At 60.3% G+C, this 22,242-nt stretch carries 28 protein-coding genes; 7 read left to right on the forward strand and 21 right to left on the reverse strand.

Features of this window, described 5'->3' with window-relative positions:
• Nucleotides 1-17: 17 nt before the first annotated feature.
• Nucleotides 18-596, reverse strand: coding sequence for a TetR/AcrR family transcriptional regulator (locus ACP90_RS00590; protein ID WP_201030441.1), 579 nt, complete (start codon nucleotides 594-596; stop codon nucleotides 18-20).
• A 169-nt stretch (nucleotides 597-765) separates the two neighbouring features.
• On the opposite strand from ACP90_RS00590, the gene ACP90_RS00595 reads away from it, so the two are divergent.
• Both ACP90_RS00595 and ACP90_RS00600 read left to right on the forward strand, forming a co-directional pair.
• On the forward strand, nucleotides 766-1,164 hold the full coding sequence (locus tag ACP90_RS00595; RefSeq protein WP_062485943.1) for a RidA family protein: 399 nt from the start codon (nucleotides 766-768) through the stop codon (nucleotides 1,162-1,164).
• 179 nt (nucleotides 1,165-1,343) lie between these two features.
• Nucleotides 1,344-2,168, forward strand: coding sequence for an alpha/beta hydrolase (locus ACP90_RS00600; RefSeq protein WP_062491221.1), 825 nt, complete (start codon nucleotides 1,344-1,346; stop codon nucleotides 2,166-2,168).
• A 21-nt stretch (nucleotides 2,169-2,189) separates the two neighbouring features.
• On the opposite strand, the gene coaA is transcribed toward ACP90_RS00600, so the two are convergent.
• The 8 genes from coaA to hisB form a co-directional block, all read right to left on the reverse strand.
• A complete protein-coding gene (coaA, locus tag ACP90_RS00605) occupies nucleotides 2,190-3,155 on the reverse strand; it encodes a type I pantothenate kinase (protein WP_023002417.1) in 966 nt (321 codons plus the stop codon).
• 63 nt (nucleotides 3,156-3,218) lie between these two features.
• Nucleotides 3,219-3,542, reverse strand: coding sequence for a phosphoribosyl-ATP diphosphatase (locus tag ACP90_RS00610; protein WP_023002418.1), 324 nt, complete (start codon nucleotides 3,540-3,542; stop codon nucleotides 3,219-3,221).
• 24 nt (nucleotides 3,543-3,566) lie between these two features.
• A complete protein-coding gene (gene hisF, locus ACP90_RS00615) occupies nucleotides 3,567-4,346 on the reverse strand; it encodes an imidazole glycerol phosphate synthase subunit HisF (protein WP_062485946.1) in 780 nt (259 codons plus the stop codon).
• Nucleotides 4,343-5,086, reverse strand: coding sequence for a 1-(5-phosphoribosyl)-5-[(5-phosphoribosylamino)methylideneamino]imidazole-4-carboxamide isomerase (gene hisA / locus ACP90_RS00620; protein ID WP_062485950.1), 744 nt, complete (start codon nucleotides 5,084-5,086; stop codon nucleotides 4,343-4,345). The genes hisF and hisA overlap by 4 nt, the downstream gene beginning before the upstream one ends.
• Nucleotides 5,087-5,092: 6 nt before the next feature.
• Entirely contained in the window at nucleotides 5,093-5,380 is a 288-nt protein-coding gene (locus tag ACP90_RS00625) for a DUF1330 domain-containing protein (protein WP_023002421.1), read from the reverse strand.
• Nucleotides 5,381-5,404: 24 nt separating this feature from the next.
• The gene (gene hisH, locus ACP90_RS00630; protein WP_023002422.1) at nucleotides 5,405-6,058 is read right to left on the reverse strand and encodes an imidazole glycerol phosphate synthase subunit HisH; all 654 of its coding nucleotides are present in this window, start codon (nucleotides 6,056-6,058) and stop codon (nucleotides 5,405-5,407) included.
• The gene (locus ACP90_RS00635; protein ID WP_062485952.1) at nucleotides 6,055-6,558 is read right to left on the reverse strand and encodes a DUF2628 domain-containing protein; all 504 of its coding nucleotides are present in this window, start codon (nucleotides 6,556-6,558) and stop codon (nucleotides 6,055-6,057) included. The genes hisH and ACP90_RS00635 overlap by 4 nt, the downstream gene beginning before the upstream one ends.
• Nucleotides 6,559-6,573: 15 nt before the next feature.
• Nucleotides 6,574-7,167 carry an imidazoleglycerol-phosphate dehydratase HisB gene (hisB, locus tag ACP90_RS00640; RefSeq protein WP_062485953.1) on the reverse strand — a complete coding sequence of 198 codons (594 nt, stop codon included), beginning with the start codon at nucleotides 7,165-7,167 and terminating at the stop codon, nucleotides 6,574-6,576.
• A 178-nt stretch (nucleotides 7,168-7,345) separates the two neighbouring features.
• Here hisB and ACP90_RS00645 point away from each other — a divergent pair, with 178 nt between their 5' ends.
• Both ACP90_RS00645 and pyrF read left to right on the forward strand, forming a co-directional pair.
• On the forward strand, nucleotides 7,346-8,194 hold the full coding sequence (locus ACP90_RS00645; protein WP_062485955.1) for an SDR family NAD(P)-dependent oxidoreductase: 849 nt from the start codon (nucleotides 7,346-7,348) through the stop codon (nucleotides 8,192-8,194).
• A gap of 75 nt (nucleotides 8,195-8,269) precedes the next feature.
• Nucleotides 8,270-9,061 carry an orotidine-5'-phosphate decarboxylase gene (gene pyrF, locus ACP90_RS00650; RefSeq protein WP_062485957.1) on the forward strand — a complete coding sequence of 264 codons (792 nt, stop codon included), beginning with the start codon at nucleotides 8,270-8,272 and terminating at the stop codon, nucleotides 9,059-9,061.
• Here pyrF and ACP90_RS00655 read toward each other — a convergent pair.
• The 3 genes from ACP90_RS00655 to rocF form a co-directional block, all read right to left on the reverse strand.
• On the reverse strand, nucleotides 9,005-9,556 hold the full coding sequence (locus ACP90_RS00655) for a hypothetical protein (protein ID WP_062485959.1): 552 nt from the start codon (nucleotides 9,554-9,556) through the stop codon (nucleotides 9,005-9,007). The two genes, pyrF and ACP90_RS00655, sit on opposite strands and share 57 nt — an antisense overlap.
• A gap of 282 nt (nucleotides 9,557-9,838) precedes the next feature.
• Nucleotides 9,839-10,924 (reverse strand): ornithine cyclodeaminase, encoded by a 1,086-nt coding sequence (locus tag ACP90_RS00660; RefSeq protein ID WP_062485961.1) that lies wholly within the window; start codon nucleotides 10,922-10,924, stop codon nucleotides 9,839-9,841.
• Nucleotides 10,925-10,935: 11 nt separating this feature from the next.
• The gene (rocF, locus tag ACP90_RS00665; protein WP_082809881.1) at nucleotides 10,936-11,877 is read right to left on the reverse strand and encodes an arginase; all 942 of its coding nucleotides are present in this window, start codon (nucleotides 11,875-11,877) and stop codon (nucleotides 10,936-10,938) included.
• A gap of 130 nt (nucleotides 11,878-12,007) precedes the next feature.
• Between rocF and ACP90_RS00670 the strand changes: the two genes are divergently transcribed.
• The gene (locus tag ACP90_RS00670; protein WP_023002430.1) at nucleotides 12,008-12,469 is read left to right on the forward strand and encodes an Lrp/AsnC family transcriptional regulator; all 462 of its coding nucleotides are present in this window, start codon (nucleotides 12,008-12,010) and stop codon (nucleotides 12,467-12,469) included.
• Between the two features lie 161 nt (nucleotides 12,470-12,630).
• Nucleotides 12,631-13,548, forward strand: coding sequence for a bifunctional helix-turn-helix domain-containing protein/methylated-DNA--[protein]-cysteine S-methyltransferase (locus ACP90_RS00675; RefSeq protein WP_062485964.1), 918 nt, complete (start codon nucleotides 12,631-12,633; stop codon nucleotides 13,546-13,548).
• 198 nt (nucleotides 13,549-13,746) lie between these two features.
• Here ACP90_RS00675 and ACP90_RS00680 read toward each other — a convergent pair whose 3' ends face one another.
• From ACP90_RS00680 to ACP90_RS00700, 5 genes are all read right to left on the reverse strand, one after another.
• Nucleotides 13,747-15,009 (reverse strand): hypothetical protein, encoded by a 1,263-nt coding sequence (locus tag ACP90_RS00680; RefSeq protein ID WP_062485967.1) that lies wholly within the window; start codon nucleotides 15,007-15,009, stop codon nucleotides 13,747-13,749.
• A 33-nt stretch (nucleotides 15,010-15,042) separates the two neighbouring features.
• Nucleotides 15,043-16,359 carry a folylpolyglutamate synthase/dihydrofolate synthase family protein gene (locus ACP90_RS00685; RefSeq protein WP_062485970.1) on the reverse strand — a complete coding sequence of 439 codons (1,317 nt, stop codon included), beginning with the start codon at nucleotides 16,357-16,359 and terminating at the stop codon, nucleotides 15,043-15,045.
• A 137-nt stretch (nucleotides 16,360-16,496) separates the two neighbouring features.
• Entirely contained in the window at nucleotides 16,497-17,453 is a 957-nt protein-coding gene (gene accD, locus ACP90_RS00690; RefSeq protein ID WP_055660282.1) for an acetyl-CoA carboxylase, carboxyltransferase subunit beta, read from the reverse strand.
• A gap of 92 nt (nucleotides 17,454-17,545) precedes the next feature.
• Complete coding sequence (gene trpA / locus ACP90_RS00695) at nucleotides 17,546-18,379, reverse strand: tryptophan synthase subunit alpha (protein WP_023002436.1); 834 nt, start codon at nucleotides 18,377-18,379, stop codon at nucleotides 17,546-17,548.
• 136 nt (nucleotides 18,380-18,515) lie between these two features.
• Nucleotides 18,516-18,698, reverse strand: a complete 183-nt coding sequence (locus ACP90_RS00700; protein ID WP_023002437.1) for a hypothetical protein — start codon at nucleotides 18,696-18,698, stop codon at nucleotides 18,516-18,518.
• Nucleotides 18,699-18,917: 219 nt separating this feature from the next.
• On the opposite strand from ACP90_RS00700, the gene ACP90_RS00705 reads away from it, so the two are divergent.
• Entirely contained in the window at nucleotides 18,918-19,169 is a 252-nt protein-coding gene (locus ACP90_RS00705; protein WP_088665214.1) for a hypothetical protein, read from the forward strand.
• A gap of 12 nt (nucleotides 19,170-19,181) precedes the next feature.
• On the opposite strand, the gene ACP90_RS27860 is transcribed toward ACP90_RS00705, so the two are convergent.
• The 4 genes from ACP90_RS27860 to ACP90_RS00720 form a co-directional block, all read right to left on the reverse strand.
• A complete protein-coding gene (locus ACP90_RS27860; protein ID WP_082809627.1) occupies nucleotides 19,182-19,352 on the reverse strand; it encodes a DUF1127 domain-containing protein in 171 nt (56 codons plus the stop codon).
• A 328-nt stretch (nucleotides 19,353-19,680) separates the two neighbouring features.
• On the reverse strand, nucleotides 19,681-20,886 hold the full coding sequence (trpB, locus tag ACP90_RS00710; protein ID WP_088665219.1) for a tryptophan synthase subunit beta: 1,206 nt from the start codon (nucleotides 20,884-20,886) through the stop codon (nucleotides 19,681-19,683).
• Nucleotides 20,887-20,918: 32 nt separating this feature from the next.
• On the reverse strand, nucleotides 20,919-21,575 hold the full coding sequence (locus tag ACP90_RS00715; RefSeq protein ID WP_062485979.1) for a phosphoribosylanthranilate isomerase: 657 nt from the start codon (nucleotides 21,573-21,575) through the stop codon (nucleotides 20,919-20,921).
• 233 nt (nucleotides 21,576-21,808) lie between these two features.
• Nucleotides 21,809-22,096, reverse strand: a complete 288-nt coding sequence (locus tag ACP90_RS00720) for a GIY-YIG nuclease family protein (protein ID WP_062485982.1) — start codon at nucleotides 22,094-22,096, stop codon at nucleotides 21,809-21,811.
• Nucleotides 22,097-22,242: the final 146 nt, after the last annotated feature.

A 22,242-nucleotide genomic window follows, 5' to 3' on the forward strand; every position in this document is an offset into this window, starting at 1 on the left:
AGCTTCCAAGTGGTATGTCAGCCCGGCGGTGTCGTCAGAAGGCCTTCTCCAAGAACCTTGAAAGAGTCGATCACCTTCTTCAGGTCCGCTTGCGGGTCATCGCTTGCCGCAATCCAGAGCGCTGCATTGAAGGCAGCGCCGTTCAGTAGCCGCGCAGCGGCTTCCGCGTCGACGGGTTTTACCAGGCCTTCGGCGATCAGACGTTCAAGCGCACTTGTCGTTGTCTGCAGGCAAACATTCTGGCTCGGCCACTGTGACGGATCGCCAAGTACGGATGGTCCGTCCAGCAGCACGATACGCTGCACTTCCGGCTTCAGAGCCATCTCGATATAGGCAATGCCTTCTGCCATGAGAGACTCCCATTCGCTCCCACCAAGCCGGCTGGCGGCTTCCTTGGCTTCGGCTGCAATTTCGCCATCGAGCTGATTGACCACCGCCTGCAGCAGGCCCTTCTTGTCTCCGAAATTGTGATAAAGCGCGCCGCGCGTCAGGCCGACAGAAGCGGTCAGTTCATCCATGGACGCAGCAGCGTAGCCCTGTTCGGCAAAGGCTTTTCGCCCTGCCGCTATCAGCTTTGCCCGCGTTTCCTCCATCATTTCGGCTCGTTTTCCCGGCGCCATCCTTACCTCGCAAATTCGCATACGGCGCGTATGTCAGTTGACATACGGCGCGTATGTGAGTTATTCACATACGCAGCGTATCTCAATAAGCGCTCCCCGTTAAGCCCGGTTTCACACCGAAGCTCCAACCCTGAAAGGACAGAACATGACCGAGAGCCAACCCGTTTTCCCGGAGGGCCGTCACGCCCTTTATGACACGCATAAATATTCGGCCGCTCTTCGCTCCGGCGACCTACTTTTTGTATCCGGTCAGGTCGGCAGCCGTGCAGATGGCACGCCTGAACCAAACTACGAAGACCAGGTGCGCCTGGCCTTTGAAAACCTGCAAGCCGTGCTCAAAGCGGCCGGCTGCGGACTGGACGACATTATCGACGTCACGACCTTCCACACGGACCCGGAAAACCAGTTCGAGAGCCTGATGAAGGTGAAGGACGAGGTTTTCGAAGAAGCGCCTTATCCGAACTGGACGGCTGTCGGCGTCAACTGGCTGGCCGGTTTCGATTTTGAAATCAAGGTCATCGCACGAATTCCCGGCGACGCCTGACACCTTTTCGGCAAACCTGCCTTCCGGTTTCATCGAGCCTGAAGGCAGGCCGGACCGAATCCAACCGTTCAACGGTTGCAAGCAGCGACGTGGCACACCACGTGCGGAAAGCGCTGGGAGACGGACACTGACCTTCTCCAGCGCATGTCTGCCGATGCATGTTCAATGGAGACCAGATTATGAACGACACCACGAATTGGCACCTTTCCGAAGAAATCCGGACATCTGCCGGTGTCGTCATGGCGGGCCGGGCGGGTGAAGGGCCGTCGCTGGTGCTCGCACACGGCTGGCCGTGGTCGTCCTGGTCCTGGCATCGGCTCATTCCGGAACTCTCCAGGAAGTTCCGCGTCCACTGGTACGACATGCCTGGATACGGCCAGTCGGCAAAGTCAGCTGACCAACGCACGTCCCTAGACATTCAGGGCAAGGTCTTTGCCGAAATGCTCGATCATTGGCAACTCGAGCGGCCCTCGGTTGTGGCCCATGACTTTGGCGGGGCAACAACGTTGCGGGCGCATCTTCTGCACGGCTGCGATTTCGGGAAATACGTCTTGATGAACGTCGTTGCCCTCAGCCCCTGGGGGTCGGAGTTCTTCGATCATGTCGGCCGCCATGTGGAAGCCTTTGTCGGGCTCCCGCCGCATATCCACCGCGCGGTTGTCGATGCCTATATCGGCGGCGCCCTTGTCAACGAAATCGGGGCCGAGGCCCGCGCGGCACTGGCTGGCCCCTGGCTGACCGAAGAAGGCCGCGGCAGCTTCTATCGCCAGTTCGCCCAGGCAGACGAAGCCTATACCAACGAGATCGAACCGCTTTACGGCGACCTTCGGTGCCCGGTGAAGATCCTGTGGGGACAGGACGATCCGTGGATCCCGATCGACCGGGGCCGGGCTCTGCACGCCGCCATTCCGCAGTCGACATTCGAAGCGCTGCCGAACGCCGGCCACCTGCCGCAACTCGAAGTGCCGGATCTTGTTCTGGCCAAGCTGGGTGCCTTCCTCTGAGGGACAGGCGTCAGCTGCAGCTCAGATCTTGCGCAGGGCGACCTTGGCAATCTTGTGACTGGAATCCTTGGTCAGGATCAGGTCGGCGCGAGGCCGCGTCGGCAGGATGTTTTCGCGCAGGTTGACCAGATTGATGTCGTTCCAGATGCGATTGGCGGTCGTGACGGCTTCCTGATCCGTGATCCGCGAATACTTATGGAAATAGGATCCCGGATCGCGGAAAGCTGTCTCGCGCAGGCGCATGAAGCGGTCGACATACCAGTTCAGCAGCAGGGTTTCATCGGCATCGATATAGACCGAGAAGTCGAAGAAATCCGAAACGAACGGCACAGCCCGCCCGTCCTTGGGCAATTCGCGCGTCTGCAGCACGTTGAGGCCTTCGACAATCAGAATATCGGGCCGGTCGACCGTCACCGTGTGGCCGGGCATGACATCGTAGTAGAAGTGCGAATAAACCGGTGCCCGGACGAACCGCTTGCCTGCCTTGATGTCCGACAGGAATTTCAGCAGACGTGGCCTGTCGAAACTTTCCGGAAAGCCCTTCTTGGACATCAGCCCTTCGGCTTCCAGCACCGCGTTTGGATACAGGAACCCGTCGGTGGTGATCAGGTCGACCTTGGGACTGGCCGGCCAGCGGGCCAGAAGCTCACGCAGGACGCGCGAAGTGGTCGACTTGCCGACAGACACCGACCCGGCAACACCGATAATGAACGGCGTCTTGCCGTCGCGGGTGCCGAGGAAGTTCTGCGTTGCCTGAAAGATGCTGATGGTTGCTTCGGCATAAAAGGCAAGCAGACGGGAGAGCGGCAGGTAGATTGTCTCGACCTGCTCGATCGAGACCGGCGCATTGAGGCCCTGCAACTGGGCCACCTCATGCGCATCCAGCGTCATGGGCGTGTCCGCACGCAGTCTTGCCCACTCGCGCTCGGTGAACACCTGGTAGGGGGACAGATCCATGTCCAGGGCCGTGGCGACTTTCTGATCCATTACTTCGCAGTTCCTGCTGCGCGGCTGAACGTCGGATCCGGTACAGAGCCTGCAGGCCCTGGATTATTCCTGAGGCCGAGACGCCTTTTCTTCCAGTCCGGTCTGTCCCGTACGGCTCGCAAGCTCCTTCATAACATCCCCGAGGGGGACATTGGAGACATTGAGAACCACCAACAAGTGATAAAGCACATCGGCGGCCTCGGCCGTCAATTCCTGCCGGTCCTTCTGAACGGCGGCAATCGCCGCCTCAACCGCTTCTTCCCCCAGCTTCTGGGCGCATTTGGCAACGCCCTTGTTGACGAGCTTGCGCGTATAGGACTTGTCGTCCGCGCTATTCGCACGTGCAGCAATAATGGCGTCCAGATCTTCCAAAGTGAAGTCGGTCATTCGGCTAGTTCCCTTGAGGCCGTTTCAGGCGTCGAGGCGCATCGGTACGCCGGCGTCGTTCATGTAGTGCTTGGCTTCCTGAATGGTATATTCGCCAAAGTGGAAGATCGAGGCGGCCAGCACCGCAGTGGCATGGCCATCACGGATGCCTTCCACCATGTGATCCAGATTGCCGACACCGCCCGAGGCGATCACCGGCACCGGCACCGCATCGGCAATTGCCCGGGTGAGGGCGATATTGTAGCCGGACTTGGTGCCATCCCTGTCCATGGACGTGACCAGCAGTTCACCGGCGCCCAGTTCGACAACCTTCCTGGCGAACTCAACAGCATCGATGCCGGTGGCATTGCGGCCGCCATGGGTGAAGATCTCGAATTTTTCCGGTTCGCCCGGAGAGTTGACCTGCTTGGCATCGATGGAAACGACGATGCATTGCGCGCCGAATTTTTCCGCCGCTTCGCGCACGAAATCCGGATTGGTAACGGCCGCCGTGTTGATCGACACCTTGTCGGCTCCGGCAATCAGCAGCTTGCGAATGTCTTCCACCGTGCGCACGCCGCCACCGACGGTAACCGGCATGAAACAGGCTTCGGCCGTGCGCCGGACAACGTCGTAGATCGTGTCCCGGCCCTCGTGACTGGCGGTGATGTCGAGAAAGCAGAGCTCGTCCGCCCCGGCCGCGTCATAGGCCTTGGCGGCTTCCACCGGATCACCGGCATCAACCAGATCCACGAAGTTGACGCCCTTGACGACACGGCCGTCCTTGACGTCGAGACAGGGAATGACACGGGCTTTCAAGGTCATGATGCTTTGCTCCGCGCGGCCAGGATCAATTCCATGGCTTCTTTCGGATCGAGACGGCCGTCGTAGAGCGCACGGCCGGAGATTGCCCCTTCCAGGATAGCGCAGTCCGGCTCCAGCAGGCGGTGAATGTCGTCGATCGACGCAAGGCCGCCCGAGGCAATGACCGGAATGGAGACGGCGCGGGCAAGTTCCAGCGTCGAGGGAATATTGAGGCCTTTCAGGACGCCGTCGCGATCGATATCGGTGTAGATGATCGCCGCAACGCCTGCATCTTCGAACTGCCGGGCAAGATCGACTGCGGTAAGTTCGGACGTTTCCGCCCAGCCCTCGACGGCGACATAGCCGCCCTTGGCATCAATGCCGACGGCAACCTTGCCCGGGAACTTGCGGCAGGCTTCCTTCACCAGGTCCGGATCGCGCACCGCAACAGTGCCCAGGATGACGCGGCTGATGCCCTTGTCCAGCCAGGTTTCGATATGTTCCAGCGTCCTGATCCCGCCACCCAGCTGCACCGGGTTCTTCGTTGCCCCCAGAATGGCATCGACAGCCGCGCCGTTGACGCTCTCGCCGGCGAAGGCGCCGTTGAGATCGACCACATGGAGCCATTCGAAGCCCTGATCCTCGAACGCCCGGGCTTGCGCACCCGGGTTGTCGTTGAACACGGTTGCCTGGTCCATGTCGCCCAGTTTCAGGCGAACGCACTGGCCATCCTTCAGATCGATGGCGGGAAAGAGGATCATGTCGCTTTAAATTCCTTCAACGATGACGATTTCGCCATCGGCTACTTTCTGGCGGATTTTCACCGCTTCCTGATATTCCGGCGAATTATAGCAATCAACCGCGTGCTGGAAGCTCGGAAATTCGATGATAACGTTGCGTGCCCGGCCCGGGCCTTCGATGGCATCGGTCTTGCCGCCGCGGGCAAGGAAATTGGCGCCGAACCGCTCGAAGGCGGGCTTTGCCGTTTCCACGTATGCCGGATATCCGTCGGCGTCATGCACGTCGACACGGGCGATCCAGTAACCTTTGCTCATGTTGGCCTCCCAGGCGCTTCTTGTTTAAGGGGTCCAGTCCAGGAAATTGGCGATCAGCTCCAGACCGAGCCGTTGGCTTTTTTCCGGGTGGAACTGGGTGCCGATCATGTTGTCCTTCGCCACCATGGCAGTGAAGGTGCCGGCATAATCGAACGTTGCCAGGCGGTCTTCCGCCCTGGCGCAGGCAAAGTGGAACGAGTGCACGAAATAGGCGTGCAGGCCATCCGGCCCCGTTTCCAACCCCTTGAAAACCGGGTGGCTTTCCGGGCGGACCTCAATGGTGTTCCAGCCCATGTGGGGGATTTTCAGCGTCTTGTCTGCCGGTTCCATGGCGGTAACGTCGCCTTCGACCCAGCCAAGGCCTTCTACGGTCTCGAATTCCAGGCCGCGGCTTGCCATCAGCTGCATGCCGACGCAGATGCCGAAGAAAGGCTTGCCGTCCTTGCGCACGACCTGTTCCAGCGCCTCGGGCATGCCTTCGACAGCCCACAGGCCGCGCTTGCAGTCGGCAAAGGCGCCGACACCCGGCAGCACGACACGGTCGGCCTTCAGTACCCTTTCGGGGTCGGACGTCACGATAACGTCGGGCGTGTGGGCGTGGGCGCGGGCCGCGCGCTCAAACGCCTTTTCGGCCGAGCGCAGGTTGCCCGAGCCGTAATCGATAATCGCAATTGTCATTGACGGGTCTCCGGACCGAGAGTCAGGCCCACCACCTGCTCGCTACCGATCCTCGGGATGATCGGTTGGGAGGCGGGGCGCTGTTGCCGGTCGATTTGAGGTCTGGGCGGCGACACTCGGTCAGCCGCCTTGTGGAGAAATCGGAATTCGGCTTCGCTCTTGTTGTGCGCGTCGACGATGCCGACAACACGCCAGCCCTTGCGCGCCAGCGACCAGCGGCGCAGCGCCTGGGCTTCCAGACCGAACAGGATAGAGGTGAAAAGAGCGACAACCGTCATGGCTTCCTGACTGACAGACAACGCCAGGATTTCGATTGCCAGCGTCGCGGCAAGATAGCCGAGCAGCACCAGCCACATCCGGTTGACCAGCAGCCAGATGACGGCAAACAGGAACGCAAGCGTCGAGAAGCCGTCCGGAATGAAGGCAAGCCGGTCGGTCTGGCGTGGATCGCCAGCCAAATCCTCAAACTCTGGCGGAGCCATCACAACATATGTGCTCATGCGCCGTTTCCTGCCCTAGCCGCCGAGCTGGCCCTTGGTGGTCGGAATGCGGTCTGCCTGCCGCGGATCGATCTCCACCGCCTTGCGCAAGGAGCGCGCAACCGCCTTGAAGCAGGTTTCGGCGATGTGATGGCAATTGGAGCCATAAAGGTTGGCAATATGAAGGGTAATCCCGGAATTCATCGCAAATGCCCGGAAAAACTCCTCGAACAGCTCCGTGTCGAATTCACCGATCTTGTCCCGGTCGAAGGTGACGTCCCAGACCAGGAAGGGACGGCCGGACACATCCAGCGCGCAGCGGGTCAGCGCTTCATCCATGGCAAGATGGGTATCGGCATAACGGGTGATGCCCGCCATGTCGCCCAGCGCTTCGGAAATTGCCTGGCCCAGCGCAATGCCGGTATCCTCGACCGTGTGGTGAAAGTCGATATGAGTGTCGCCATCGGCACGGGCCTTGATGTCGATCAGCGAATGTCGCGACAATTGCTCCAGCATATGGTCGAAGAACCCGACGCCGGTCTGGACGTCGTATGCGCCCGTGCCGTCCAGGTTGATCTCGACCGCGATGCGGGTTTCCTTGGTGTCGCGCGATACACTCGCTGTGCGCATGTGCTGATGCCCCGTGGGTAATGGGAAAGAAGAACCGCGGTGTTGTAGCAGCCTGAACCGTCTAAGAAAATAGCGGTTTCATAGTGAAAGGGTTCTGTGGCCGGACTATCTTGCTGACAGGCAAATCGGCATTCGTCTGTCGCCGCGTTCCTGAAATCCATTTTGGGGGAAATCCATCATGTACAAAAAAGCCATTTCAGAAGGCGGGATTGCCGTCGTTACCGGTGCTGCCAGCGGCGTCGGACTGGCCGCTGCCACCCGCTTCGCCCAGGCAGGACTGGGCGTCATTCTTGCCGATCTGCCCGGTCCGGCCCTTGAAGAGGCAACGGAAAAGGTGCGTGCCGCCGGTACGGTCGGTGTCGATATTTTCGCGGTTCCGACCGATGTCGGTGACATGGCGCAGGTAGAAGCCCTGGCCGAAAAGGCGTTTCAGACCGGGCCGGTTGCGGTCCTGATGAACAACGCCGGTATCAGCCTGCCGACCTCTGCCTGGGAGGGGTTCGACAATTGGGTCCGCCTGATGGACATCAATTTCTACGGCGTCCTGCGCGGTGTCCATGCCTTCACACCGCGCCTGATCGAGGCTGCCCGCCCGGCGGTCATCGTCAACACCGGATCGAAGCAGGGCATCACGACACCTCCGGGAAACCCCGGCTACAACACCACCAAGGCAGCCGTGAAAGTGCTCAGCGAACAGCTTGCCCATGAACTGCGGCAGGCCGGAGCGCCCATTTCGGTGCATCTGTTCGTTCCGGGGTTCACCTACACCGGCATGACCGCAAGCCACTTTCCGGAGAAGCCGGCCTCGGCCTGGACCAGCGAGCAGACCGTCGATCACTTCATCGAACGGATGTCAGCGGGCGATTTCTACATCCTGTGCCCGGACAATGACGTCGACAGCACCAGGGACAATCGCCGGGCAGAATGGGCCATCGGCGATATCATTGAAAACCGGCCGCCGCTGTCGCGCTGGCATGACGACTACAAGGATGCCTTCGCGGAATTCGAGCGCACAGGCAAGGCGTAGTTCTGGGTAGTTCTGGCGCTGGGCGATCCTTGGTGCTATGCACTGGCACCTGCCCCAAAATCCGAGGATCTGCCCATGCCGACCAGCCCTTTCTCCCCGAAAACCGCTCTGGATCGCCTGATGTTGCCTGTCGACGTGCCGACGGTTGCCGAGGCCGAGAAGCTGGTAAAGCAGACTGAAGGCAAGGTCGGTGTCTACAAGATCGGCATGGAACTTCAGTTTGCCGGCGGGTTGGAATTCGCCCGTGACCTGGCGCGTGACGGCAAGAAGATCTTTCTGGACGTCAAGCTGCACGATATCGACAACACCATCGAAAAGGCCGTACGCAACGTCGCCAAGATGGGCATGACCTTCATGACCCTGCACGGCTACCCGAAAACCATGCGTGCTGCCGTGAAAGGCCTGCGGGAAGAGGGCAATCCCGATCTGTGCCTGCTCGGGGTGACGGTGCTGACCTCCATGGACGAACAGGACCTGGTCGATGCAGGGTATCGCGGCCCGATTGCCGATGTGGTGGAAGCGCGGGCGAAGGACGCCCGTGTGGCTGGCATGGGCGGCATCGTCTGCGCCGCCACCGAAGCCACAAAAATGCGGGCCATCCTTGGAGACGAGCTTGTGATCGTCACCCCCGGCATCCGCCCTGCCGGCAGCGACGCCGGAGACCAGCGCCGGGTGATGACCCCGGCGGACGCGATTCAGGCTGGTAGTGACTACCTGGTGGTCGGCCGCCCGATCAGCCGGGCCGAAGATCCGGGTGCGGCGGCCGATGCCGTGGTTGCCGAAATAGAAGAGGCGCTGAACCTGCCGCCGCTAGTCGATAACACCGGTAACCGGAAAGCCGCATCCTTCGGCAACTTTTCGATATGACGCGGTAAATCCGCTCAGGGAAGCGGTATAGATGAGGCCACTCGGTCCGACGATATCGATTTGCCCGTTCCGTTGCATCGCCTGCAGGACGCGCTGAGCGTCCTCAATCGGGAAATTGGTCTTGGCGACGGCGAAACCGTCTTCATCGAAATAGGCTTGGACCGTTGCCTGCGCGCTGTCGCCGTCATCAAAGACGAAATTGACCTTCTGGTCATTCTGAAGAACCGTCGCGTGGCCGCGGACGGCACGTTCCGTTAGCTGGATACCGGGGAAGAAGTCCGGCGGCAATGCATCGCTGTTGGACGTCGCGAAGCCTACGGTGGGCAGTCCGTCGCCGCCAGTCCACATGGTGCAGTTGATACGAAAGTCTTCGCCCGTATCAAACGACTGAATCTCTACATTCCAGTCCTTGTAGGAAAAATACTGTTCCTTGGCCTGAACAGCGGAAGCGGCAAGCAGGCCGAGTCCGAGGCCGGTCAAAATTCTGAATGTCATCAAAAAGTCCCCGAAAAGGTAGGATGACGCTCACTCAACATCGAAAACCTTAAAATAAGTGACTGACGTCAGGCGTTTTTGGCATCAACCTTGTCTGGTCCCACTTCCTCTCCTGAACCACGCGAACCGGGTTCCGCCATGCTTGCCCGGGATGACACAAGTGCTTGCCGGAACCGTTTCTTTCCCCTGGAAAGCAGGGGTAGCGGCCGGTTGACCAAGGCCAGAAGAAAAAAACCACCGCCGAAGCGGTGGTCCAGTTTGCTACAATCACGTGATCTGAGGTCACGCTGCCTGGTTGTCTCCATTGGCCGCAGACCGGAGAACCATGCCGTAGAGGTCACGCGGGTCGTCCGGATCAGCCAGCAGGTCGAGCTTCTCGAAGTGACCGGTTCTGGGCAGAAGATCGCGGACGTAGCGCAGGGCGGCAAAGTCCTCGATGGCAAAGCCGACGCTGTCGAACAGCGTAATCTGGTCCTGCGAAGTGCGGCCTTCGGCCTTGCCGGCGTAGACCTGCCAGAGTTCGGTAACCGGATGATCGCGGTCGAGCTGCTGGAATTCACCCTCGATATGAGTCTGATCCGGGAATTCGACAAAGATATCTGACCGCAACAGGATATCGCGATGCAGCTCGGTCTTGCCCGGGCAGTCGCCGCCGACCGCATTGATGTGAACGCCGGTGCCGACCATGTTGTCGGTCAGGATCGTCGCCGATTTCTTGTCCGCGGTTACGGTGGTGATGATCTGCGCGCCTTCGATCGCATCTTCCGGCGTCTTGCAGATGGTCACGTTCAGTCCGGAATTGGCGAGGTTGCGGGCAAGGCGCAAGCTGGCGGCGCTATCAATGTCGTAGGCGCGGATGTCGGTGATCCCGAGCATGTCCTTGAACGCCAGGCACTGGAAGTCGGACTGTGCGCCATTGCCGATGATCGCCATCGTGGTGGACCCCTTGGGTGCCAGGTATTTGGCGGCAAGCGCCGAGTTGGCTGCCGTGCGCAAGGCCGTCAGGATGGTCATCTCGGTGAACAGCACCGGATAGCCGGTCGTCAGGTTCGACAGAACACCGAAGCCGGTAACAGTCTGCAGACCATCACGGGTGTTGCCGGGATGACCGTTGACATACTTGAAGCCGAAGGTCTTGCCGTCACTGGTCGGCATCAGCTCGATGACACCCTGAGGCGCATGCGCCGGAATACGCGGTTTCTTGTCGAAGCTTTCCCATCGCAGGAAATCCTGCTCGATATATTCGGCGATGCCACGCATGAAGGTTTCGACGCCAATCGCGCGGACATTGCGCATCATGTTGTCGACGCTGACGAAGGGCACATAGGCCAGATCCGACGGCAGGAGATTGATGGGGCTGTTTGACATTGTTCGGTCCTCTAGAAGCTTCTTGTCGGCCGGTCGAAGACCCGGCGGCCAAACAGGCTGCCGGTCAGTTCGACCATCAGACGCGCGGTTTTTCCGCGTTCGTCCAGGAAGGGATTGAGCTCGACCAGGTCGAGAGAGGTGACGAGACCACTGTCATGCAGCATCTCCATCACCAGATGGGCTTCGCGGAAGGTCGCGCCGCCCGGAACGGTAGTGCCGACGGCCGGGGCGATTGACGGATCCAGAAAATCGACATCCAGGCTGACATGCAGAAGGCCGTTTTCGGCCTTTACGCGCTCCAGAAACGGCTTCAGAAGAGTGCCGATGCCTTCCTCATCGATCCGGCGCATGTCGCTGACACCGACGCCGTGGCTGACCAGCAGGTTGCGCTCGGCATCATCGATCGAGCGAACACCGAGGATCTCGACATTCTGCGGTTTCAGGGTGTGTTCCAGCGGGCTGCCAAGCAGATCGTCAAATCCGGGCAGGCCGCACAGAAACGCGAGCGGCGTACCGTGAAGGTTGCCGCTGGCGGTGCTGTCCAGCGTGTGAAAATCCGAATGCGCATCGAGCCAAAGCACGAACAACGGGCGCCCGAGTGCAGCTGCTGCCCTTGCCTGACCCGAAACGGTGCCCGCCGCCATGGCGTGATCGCCGCCAAGATAGATCGGAAAACCCGGTCCTTCGCCAAGTTCCGCCGCCTTCTGGTGGAGCGCCCGGGTCCAGGCAACATAGGCGCGGTAATTCCGCAGTATCCTGTTGGGAGGGGTGAGGCTGCCAACCTCCGCCGGGCTCAGATTTCCGTGGTCGACGACCGAATGGCCGAGTTCCTGTAGCGTCTCCTGCAGGCCGGCGGTTCGATAGGCGTCCGGACCCATGAGGCAGCCGCGCTGACCGGCGCCTTCATCCACCGGAGCTCCAACCAGCACAATCTGTTTCTCAACGACGTTCACGTCCTGCTCCGCCCCAAAATTCAACTGTCAAAAGTGTGCTGAAACGCCGCGGCGGAGTAAATCCGGACACTTGATCAAAAGAGCAGCCAGATTTATCATTTTGATAAGCTCAATTTATCGGAATGGAAAAATGGACGATCTGGATCTTCGATTGATCTCGCTTCTGCGCCATGACGGGCGACGGTCAGTGTCCGAATTGGCAGGTGATCTGAAGGTCTCACGCGCCACCGTGCGCTCTCGCATGGAGAAGCTGGTCGACACGGGAGAAATCCTGGGATTTACCGCCGTCCTGCGCGACGACTGGCGCGATCTTCCAATCCGCGCGGTGACGCTGGTGGTCGTAGACGGCCACAACACCGAACCGGTGATCCGCTCGCTCAGCGCCATGACGGAGGTTCGCGCGATCCATTCCACAAACGGCAAGTGGGATCTGGTACTGGACGTCGCCACACGCGATCTTGCTGCCTTTGACGATGCACTCAATCGCATTCGCCTGATCGAGGGTATTACCGGCACGGAGACGAGCCTGCTTCTGACCACCCGCAAGGGACCGGCGGTTTCGGCCAGCGAATTCAAGGATGTTCTGGGGTAGGAACGCCAGTCCCGGTTTCTTTGCAGTCATTCCGGCCGAGTGAAGCGGAAACTGGTACCAAAGCGCCAAGGATCATGAGACGGATCGCAAATCGGGTCGATCCCCTGTTGTTCGCCGACTAAGATCGGAGCAGACTTCAAGTTCAGCATGAAGAAACCGCCATGACCAAAGCGCTCGACCTTACCAGCCTGACGTCCGAACCGACCCCGATCTCCATCGGCGAGGAGGCTGCACAGCACTACGACGTCGTTCGCCGCACCTTGAAGCGGATCACCGAAGACTGGCGCGAGCAGCCCACGCTGGACCAGCTGGCCAGGGAAGCCGGTCTTCAACCCATCCAGCTGCAACGTGTGTTTTCGCGCTGGGCGGGGCTGACGCCGAAGCAGTTCCTGCAGGCAATCACGCTGGATCACGCCAAGGCGCTGCTGCGCGAGTCCGCCAGTGTTCTCGACGCAACCTACGAAGTGGGCCTGTCCGGATCCGGCCGGCTGCACGACCTTTTCGTCACGCATGAAGCCATGACGCCTGGTGATTACCGCAATCGTGGCGCGGGTCTTTCAATTGCCTACGGCTTTCATCCTTCCCCCTTTGGCCAGGTTCTGGTGATGGCCACCGACAAGGGTTTGGCCGGCCTGGGATTTGCCGATCCGGGCGAGGAAACCTCTGCCCTGGAAGACATGTGCGAGCGCTGGCCCGCAGCCGTTTTCGTCCAGGATCAGGAAGCGACGGCGCAATTTGCCCGGCGCGTCTTCGATCCGAAAAAGTGGCAAGAGGATCAACCGCTCAACATCGTTATGATTGGTACCGATTTTGAAATCAGGGTCTGGCAGACCCTGCTGAAGATCCCGATGGGCAAGGCCACCACCTATTCCGACATCGCCGCCTGCCTCGGCAACCCGAAGGCATCCCGCGCTGTCGGCACCGCAGTCGGCCGCAACCCGCTCTCCTTCGTCGTCCCCTGCCACAGGGTGCTCGCAAAAGGCGGCAAACTCGGCGGCTACCACTGGGGCCTCACCCGCAAACGCGCCATCCTCGGCTGGGAAAGCGGCTTGTCCGGGCCGGTTCTGGAGTGTGTTTGAGGGGGGCAAATGAACCCACTGTCCGTCATTCCGGACAAGCGCAGCGTCGATGCGCGCAGATCCGGAATCCAGACATCAGCATGAGCGAAGCGAAACCCGCTTGAAAGAAGAAGCGGCCGCGCATTCGGCGCGAAAAGCATCTGGATTCCGGATCTGCGTTCGGCTCGCCTCACTTGTCCGGAATGACAGCCGGATGTCCTAAAACACCGGCCCCTTCGGCATCGGATAGTTGCCGGTGATTTCCCAGCCGAATGCGGCGATGCGTTCGGCGGCCATGGGTGTGACGTCGCCCGTGATCAGGAAGTCGACACCCGTAGGCGGGAAGGGCAAGGTGCCGAGGCCTTCGTGCATGGCGGAGAAGGTCTGCGCCACGGTCTGCGTCCAGGCCACATGATCGAAAGGCATGACGATGGCGGCCATGCCGTCACGGCGCAGGGCGACGGGGATGCCGGACACCAGCTTGATGTCTCCCAGCGGCGAAACCGTGCTGTTGTAGGTTTCCATGAGAACGACACGGCGAAGCTGGAAATAGGCAAGATCCCGGCTGTCGGCATCAGCCGCCTTTTCGGCAATCAGGTAAAGGTCCTTCACACCGGGCATTGCCTGCATCTGATAGGCGATCGCGGCCTTTTCCGAAGCCGTGTAGAACGGATTGCCCATGAGCTTGGCGTTCGTCACCTCTGGCACGCCTACGGCGCGCAGAACGCTGGAGGTGCGTTCCTGCAGCTCGGTCGGCGTGCTGTCGACAATGAGATTGCGGAAATTGTCTGCCTGCCGCGCGGCGTTGACGATGATGCCGCCGGGCAGGAGGCTGGTAATTGCGCTCACCGTCCAGTTGCCTGCCGTGGTCACGCTGGCAGTTTCGTCGAGCTTTTCCGATAGCGGCCGATAGAACGTATAGGGGTCGACGCCCACATCGACCGCAAGTTCGCGCCGGGCCTTGGCCTGGCCGGTGATCGACTTGGCAAGTTCTGCCGGAGATCCGCCCTTGCCGCTGACAGCGGCCTCGACGCCCTTGGTGAGGCGGCCGAACATGCGGCCGACACCGGAAACGGTGTTCTTTGCGGTTCCCACAGGATCGGTCACCGTGCTTTCGACGAACTCGACCGGCTTCATGGCCGCCTGCTTGAGGCCGTCAACGAAGCTTGCGTCGTTTTTCAGACTGTCGAGGGCAATCAGCACCTGGATTTCGTGCAGGCGCAGCTTGAGCATGCCGTCGCCTTCGATCTGCTCGACGCCGAGATCGGTCTGAACCTGGTAAATCCGCAGGAAACCGTCGCCGCGCACCGGCGAGAGTACCGCATAGCCGGGGCCGAGTTCCTTACCGTCGAGAAGTGTGGCCGGATCCTGCTCCGGTGGCGTCTCATATTGTTCGGTGAGCGCGTTTGCAGGCACGCTCAAGAGCAGAGCGCCCAGGAAAGCGCCTGCAAGCTTTGGGCGACAGGTTTCAAAACCGAACATTCAGGGCCTCCTCGGGCAGAGGCCGGTGACGCCTCAGACCGGCGCCAGACCGCTGCGCGCCAGAACTTCACCAGCCAGATAGAGCGACCCGCAAATCAGAATCCGGGGCGGCTCGCCATCTTTTGCCGCACAAGCTGCCACATCTGCCAGCGCTGCGTCCAGTGATTGAAACGGCGTCGCTTCAAGTCCCGCACAGCGGGCAAGATCGGCCAGGTCTTCCGGCTCCCTTGCGGTGGGTGTCGTGGTGATCGGCACCGTGCCGACATGGCGTGCCAGTCCGTGGAACGGACGGAAGAATCCGACGGGATCCTTTGTCGTCAGCATGCCGGACACGAGGTAGAGCGGCCGGGGTGAGCGCTCTTCCTGTTCGCCCATGAACTGGGCGATCGAAATGCCCGCGCCGGGATTGTGGCCACCATCGACCCAGACTTCCGACCCTTCCGGACACAGGTCATGCAACGGTCCGCTGGTGATCGGCTGCAGCCGTCCGGGCCAGTTGACCGTTTTCAGGCCGTGGGCAATCGTATCGCCATCCGGCAACATGCCCGCCGCCTTCAATGCCGCAATGGCGACAGCCGCATTGGAGAACTGGTGACGGCCACCAAGCACGGGCACAGGCAGGTCGATCAACTCGTCCTCGTCCTGAAACGCCATGCGGCCATGGTCTTCCTGCGCTGCGAAATCCTGCCCGAACACTTCGATCGGCGCCTTGTTGCGCGCCGCCTGACGCGCAATCGTTGCCATGGCGCTGTCTTCCTGCGCAGCACAGATGACCGGCACGCCCGGCTTTATGATTCCGGCCTTTTCGGCAGCGATCACCGACAGGTCGTCGCCCAGAAACTTCTCGTGGTCCATCGAAACCTGGGTAATCACCGTGGCAAGCGGCCGGTCGATCACGTTGGTCGCGTCAAGACGGCCTCCGAGACCGACTTCAAGCAGCAGCACATCTGCGGGATTTTCTGCGAACAGGAGCAAGGCAGCAGCGGTGGTGATCTCGAAAAAGGTGATTTCCTCACCGCCATTGGCTTCTTCGCAGCGGTGCAGGGCCTCATAGAGGACCGGATCGGAGACGAATTTGCCATCCGAGCCGAGCCGAATGCGCTCGTTGAAGGAAACCAGGTGCGGCGAGGTGTAGACGTGGCAGCGTTTTCCGGAAGCTTCCAGGATCGCCCGCATTGTGGCGGTAACCGAGCCCTTGCCGTTGGTACCGGCGACGTGAATCACTGGCGGCAGGCGCTGTTCGGGATGCCCGAGCGCTTCCAGCAAGCGGTACATGCGACCGAGCGAGAGATCTATCTCCTTCGGATGCAGCGCCAGCAAACGGTCCAGAATTTTCGTGATTTGATCCAAGGCGCCCTCCGCAGGGTCCCTTTTTCCCGGTTGCGTTTGACTAACGCCTTTACGGGAAGGCCGCCCGCGAGACAAGCGGACAGCCCGGAAATGTCGTGTCAGGCCGCTTTCGCGACGTATTCGTGTAACGAAGCCACCTAGCTGGCAGCTTCCGCGCCCTTGGCAGGCTCCGCAGCCGTTTCGGCAGGCTTGGCTTCGGCTTCCGGTGCCGGCTCCTTCGGCGCTTCAAGCTTCGGCAGTTCGACTTCCCGCTTCATCAGGATACCGCAGATGCGTGCCAGTGTTTCCTTCATCTTCTGGCGCGGCACCACCATGTCGATCATGCCATGGTCGAGAAGATATTCGGCAGTCTGGAAATCGTCCGGCAACTTTTCGCGCACGGTCTGTTCGATCACGCGGCGGCCTGCGAAGCCGATCTGGGCACCCGGTTCGGCAATGTGCACGTCGCCAAGCATGGCGTAGGAGGCCGAGACGCCGCCCGTGGTCGGGTTGGTCAGTACGACGATATAGGGCAGTCCCGCTTCGCGCAGCATCTGCACACCGACCGTGGTGCGCGGCATCTGCATCAGCGACAGAATGCCTTCCTGCATGCGTGCACCGCCGGAAGCGGCAAACATGACGAAAGGCGTCTTGTCCTCGACCGCTTTCAGCATGCCGGCAAGGATCGCTTCACCCGCGGCCATGCCGAGCGAGCCGGCGATGAAATCGAAGTTCTGCACGGCAATGGTCAGCGGCATGCCGTTGACCTGGCCCTGGGCCACGATCACGGCTTCGTCTTCGCCGGATTTGGTGCGGGCTTCCTTCAGGCGGTCGGTGTAGCGCTTGCTGTCGCGGAACTTGTGCGGATCGGCATGCACTTCCGGGGTATCGACCTCGGTGTATTTGCCGCCGTCAAACAAAGCCTCAACGCGTTTGCGCGCCGGGATGCGCATGTGATGACCGGAATTCGGGATCACCCAGAGATTGGCTTCCAGATCCCGGTGAAACACCATTTCACCGGTTTCCGGACACTTGATCCAAAGGTTTTCCGGAACTTCGCGCTTTTTCCAAAGATCACGGATCTTGGGGCGTACGATAGAATTGATCCAGTTCACGTCAAACGCGTCCCGCTACTCGAGTTACCATTGGACGGAGATATGGGGTCCGTCCGAAATCCTTCAATTCAGACCAGCCGATGGCTGACCAGTCAGGCTGTTCTTGACCGGGCGCATCCGGAGGCCAGGTCGGACACCAGGTCGACGACGGTCTGAACGGTTTTGTCAGTCGCCTTGCCGGCCTCATCGAGGCTGTCACGGATGGCATTGACCAGAACCGACCCGACCACGACACCGTCGGCATCCTTGCCGATTTCCGCTGCCTGGTCTGCGGTCTTCACGCCGAAACCGACGGCAACCGGCAGGTCCGTGTGGCCCTTGATCCGCTTGACCGCGGTGGTCACCCGACCGGTATCGGCGATATTGGCGCCGGTGATGCCGGTCACGGAGACGTAATAAACGAAACCGGAGGTGTTGGCCAGAACGGCAGGCAGACGCTTGTCGTCAGTGGTGGGTGTTGCCAGGCGAATGAAATTGAGACCTGCTTCCAGGGCCGGAATGCAGAGTTCGTCATCTGCTTCTGCCGGAATATCGACAATGATGAAGCCGTCGACACCAGCGTCCTTGGCTACTTGCACGAAAACCTTCGGGTCCCGCACGTAGATCGGATTGTAATACCCCATCAGGATGATCGGCGTATCCTGGTCCTGCTTGCGAAACTCACGAACCATGTCCAGGGTCTTGTCCATGGTGTGCCCCGCAGCCAGCGCACGCTGATTGCCAAGCTGAATCGGGATGCCTTCGGCCATCGGGTCGGAAAACGGCATGCCGAGTTCGATAACGTCGGCACCTGCTGCCGGAAGGGCGTTCAGGAGGGCTTGCGAGGTCTGCAGATCCGGATCGCCTGCGGTGATAAAGGTGACCAAGGCCGGCCGGCCGGCATCCGCACAGGCTTTAAAACGGCGGTCGATACGCGTATCCGTCATTCACTGCTACCCTTTTTCGCGCCATCCGGGACCCTCCGGGGCGTTTCCGTTTCAGCGATGTACGGGGGCAGTGCGTGCAATGTCAATTGTCTCATGCAGATTCGGAGCGTTGAAACAGGCTCCGAACCCAGACCGGTCAGCGGCTTGGATAGTCGATCAGGCCGATAGCGCGCAGGGCGGCATCCGCCCGGTAGACATGTTCGCTGCCCATGGGCTTCGCCCGGCCGGAGCGCGTGAACGGGTTTCCGGCACCGCGAAACACGGTGGCGAGGGGCGCTGCCGATGGCGCGCTGATATGGAGGGCCTGCAAGGTGCTCATCTCAAAAACCAAAAAAGATTGATGCCGCGATCCGGAATCGCAACCGGGCCGCACCTTATGGCTTTTTTGCAGTGCAGCAAGCTCTGGAAGCGCAGGTCAGACCCGCGAAAAATGCATGGCTGATAGGCGAAATGTGCACAAATTGCGCCTAGAAAAATGCACTGCGTGCACCTATTGTAAAACAAACCACTGAGCCACCAAACAAATAAGGAGCTGAAAATGGCCCATTCCCTGTTCGAACCCGCTCCTCAGCCTTTCACTGAAAAGCTGTGGCGCCGGATGAGGGATTTTCACCTGGGTTTTGCCCAGCGCAAGGGTGTTGCCGAAGTTTCTTCCGAGCAATCAGACCCAGCGCTGGCACAACAGGCGACCGGTCTGGACGCCCGGGGCCGCCAGCAGTTGCTGGAAGCCATGTTGACGGCAAAACCCATAGCCGTGCCACCGCGCGCTGCTTTCAAACGCAGCGCCTGACCGGCTGCAGCCTTAGCGCCGTTTGAAATGACGGACGAAGGCGCGGCTGGTGATTTCGCTGCGTTCCAGGCCGAGATCGGCAAGCTGGGCGTCGTTCAGGTGGTTCATGCGTGCGATTTCGCCGGCAACCTTGCGGGAAGCGCGAAAGTCGCGGACGAAGCCGGTCAGAAGATCGAAAGCCATTTCGGGGTTTCCTCAAGCGGCCGGCAATAGCGCCGACCCTGTTTCATTCGCGGCTGATTTAGTCTTTCCCGGCGGATTCACAACGCACAAGTTTGCATTGCAGCATTTCCAAACTGGCGGGGCTGGTTAACCGGCGTTAGGGGCCGGTGGCAAGCCGCGTTGTCATCGCGGTCAAGGCGGAACGTCGGCCCTATCCAAAACCCGCATTGATGACGAGCAGGCGCGAGGTCTTTCTCTTGGCGGAGGGGATGACACTCCGGAGCGGCCAAAAGAAAAACCGCGCACCTTTCGATACGCGGTTTTCCAGGATTCCGTTCGAAGCGGGCTATCAGAGATCGAAGCCCAGCATCTGGCCAACGGCAAAGACGTCCTTGTCGCCTCGGCCGCACAGGTTCATGACGATGATCTGGTCCTTGTCCATCTGCGGGGCCAGTTTCACGACATGGGCCAGCGCGTGGGCCGGTTCCAGCGCCGGGATGATGCCTTCAACGCGCGTCAGCATCTGGAAAGCGTCCAGAGCCTCGTCGTCCATTACCGGTACATAGTCCACACGGCCGATTTCCTTCAGCCAGGAATGCTCCGGTCCAATGCCCGGATAATCGAGACCGGCGGAAATCGAGTGACCTTCCAGGATCTGGCCGTCGTCGTCCTGCAGCAGGTAGGTGCGGTTGCCGTGCAGAACGCCCGGCTTGCCTGCAGTGAGCGAAGCGCAGTGTTCTTCCCCCTGCAGGCCGCGACCACCAGCTTCGACGCCGTAAATCTTGACGTCCTTGTCGTCCAGGAACGGATGGAACAGGCCAATGGCATTGGAACCACCACCGACGGCGGCAACCAGCGCATCCGGCAGCCGGCCTTCGGCTTCCATCATCTGTTCGCGCAGTTCCTTGCCGATCACCGACTGGAAGTCGCGCACCATTTCCGGATAGGGATGCGGGCCCGCGGCGGTACCGATCAGGTAGTAGGTGTCCTCGACGTTGGTCACCCAGTCACGCAGCGCCTCGTTCATGGCGTCCTTCAAGGTACCGGCACCGGCGGTCACCGGCACGATTTCCGCGCCCAGAAGTTTCATGCGGAAGACGTTCGGCTTCTGCCGTTCCACGTCGGTCTTGCCCATGTAGACAACGCAGGGCAGGCCGAAGCGGGCACAGACTGTCGCTGTCGCAACACCGTGCTGACCAGCGCCGGTTTCCGCGATGATGCGGGTCTTGCCCATGCGCTTGGCGAGCAGGATCTGACCGACGCAGTTGTTGATCTTGTGCGACCCGGTGTGGTTCAGCTCATCACGCTTGAAGTAGACCTTGGCACCGCCGAGTTCCTTCGTCAGACGCTCGGCAAAATAAAGCGGCGACGGACGGCCGGTGTAGTGCTTGTTCAGCGTCTCGATCTCGGCCTTGAAAGCCGGATCGTTCTTGGCGTCCTTGTAGTGCTGTTCCAGGTCCAGGATCAGCGGCATCAGCGTTTCGGCAACATAGCGGCCGCCAAAAATACCGAAATGCCCGCGATCGTCCGGACCGGTCCGGATGCTGTTAGCCATATCGTTCACGCGTTTACTCCTTCACCCGGGGTTCAGCCCGGAACCTTGACGCCCTTGGCCGCCGCCAAGAATGCGCGAATGAGACCACTGTCCTTGACGCCCTTTTCCCGCTCGACGCCGGAGGAAACATCCACCTCGCTGACGCCGCTCAAACGGATCGCCTCAGCGACGTTCTCCGGATCAAGTCCTCCGGAAAGCATGAAGGGCTTCTTCAGGTCAAGGTCTTTCAGGATCGTCCAGTCGTAGGAAACGCCGTTACCGCCAGGCAGTTCGGACCCTTTCGGCGGCTTGGCATCGAACAGGAGACGATCTGCCACAACAGCATAATAGTGCGCCTGCTCCAGATCTGAACGGTCGGAAATCGAAATCGCCTTCATGACCTTGGTGCCCTGCATCACCTTGGCCGCTGCCAGGGCTTCCGGAGCTTCCTCGCCATGAAACTGGAACGTATCGGGCTTCACCAGCTCGTTGATACGGGACAGGCCGTCGAGATCCATGTTGACGGTTACCGCCACGATCTCCGCCCGGCCGCGCGCCATATCGGCCAGCCGGCAGGCCTGGCTGAGCGACACATGACGCGGGCTCTTCGGGAAGAACATCAACCCGACCATATCGGCACCGGCATCCAGCGCCGCCGCCATGGTGTCCTCGGTCGAAAGACCGCAGATTTTGACTTTAATATCCGTCATGGTTTCGAGGTATCGCCGTTGGGGCAGGGTTTGTCAAAAAAGATTAGCTGTCGCGAAGCGAAAAGGCGCAATTGCACGCTATCGCACCCCTGTCGAGTGACTTTCAACTTGGGTACGACGAGACACCGGACTTTGGATTTCCATGTGTGTTGCGGCAGCGCTTTGGGACTCCCCGATCCCGAATCTTCGCTGCGCTGCGTCCGGGATGACGACGATAGGTGTCCGGACAATGATTACCGATTGAGCTCCAGATAGAGATCCTGCCAGCCCGGATTCATCTTCTCGATCAGATCGAATTTCCATTGTCGGCGCCAACGCTTGATCTGTTTTTCGCGGGCAATCGCAGCCCCGGTCTCTTCGTGCTGTTCATACCAGACCAGGGATTTCGTTCCGTATCGGTTGGAAAAACCCTCAATCAGACCTTCGCGGTGCTCGTAAGCCCGGCGGGCCAAGTCCGTCGTTACGCCCGTGTAAAGAGTTTCGAACGGTCGCGAGGCAAGGATATAGACCCAGGCTGTCAAGCGATGGTCACTCCAGGTTTCGAGAGGTTGGGTGGCTCCCCGATCCCGGATCTCCGCTGCGCTGCGTCCGGGATGACGAAGATAGGTCTGCTAAAAACCTTTCAGTTGTCATCCCGGGCAAGCAAAGCGCGACCCGGGATCGGGGT

This window comes from Labrenzia sp. CP4, assembly GCF_001579905.1.
In the GTDB taxonomy this organism is placed as follows: Bacteria; Pseudomonadota; Alphaproteobacteria; order Rhizobiales; family Stappiaceae; genus Roseibium; species Roseibium algicola.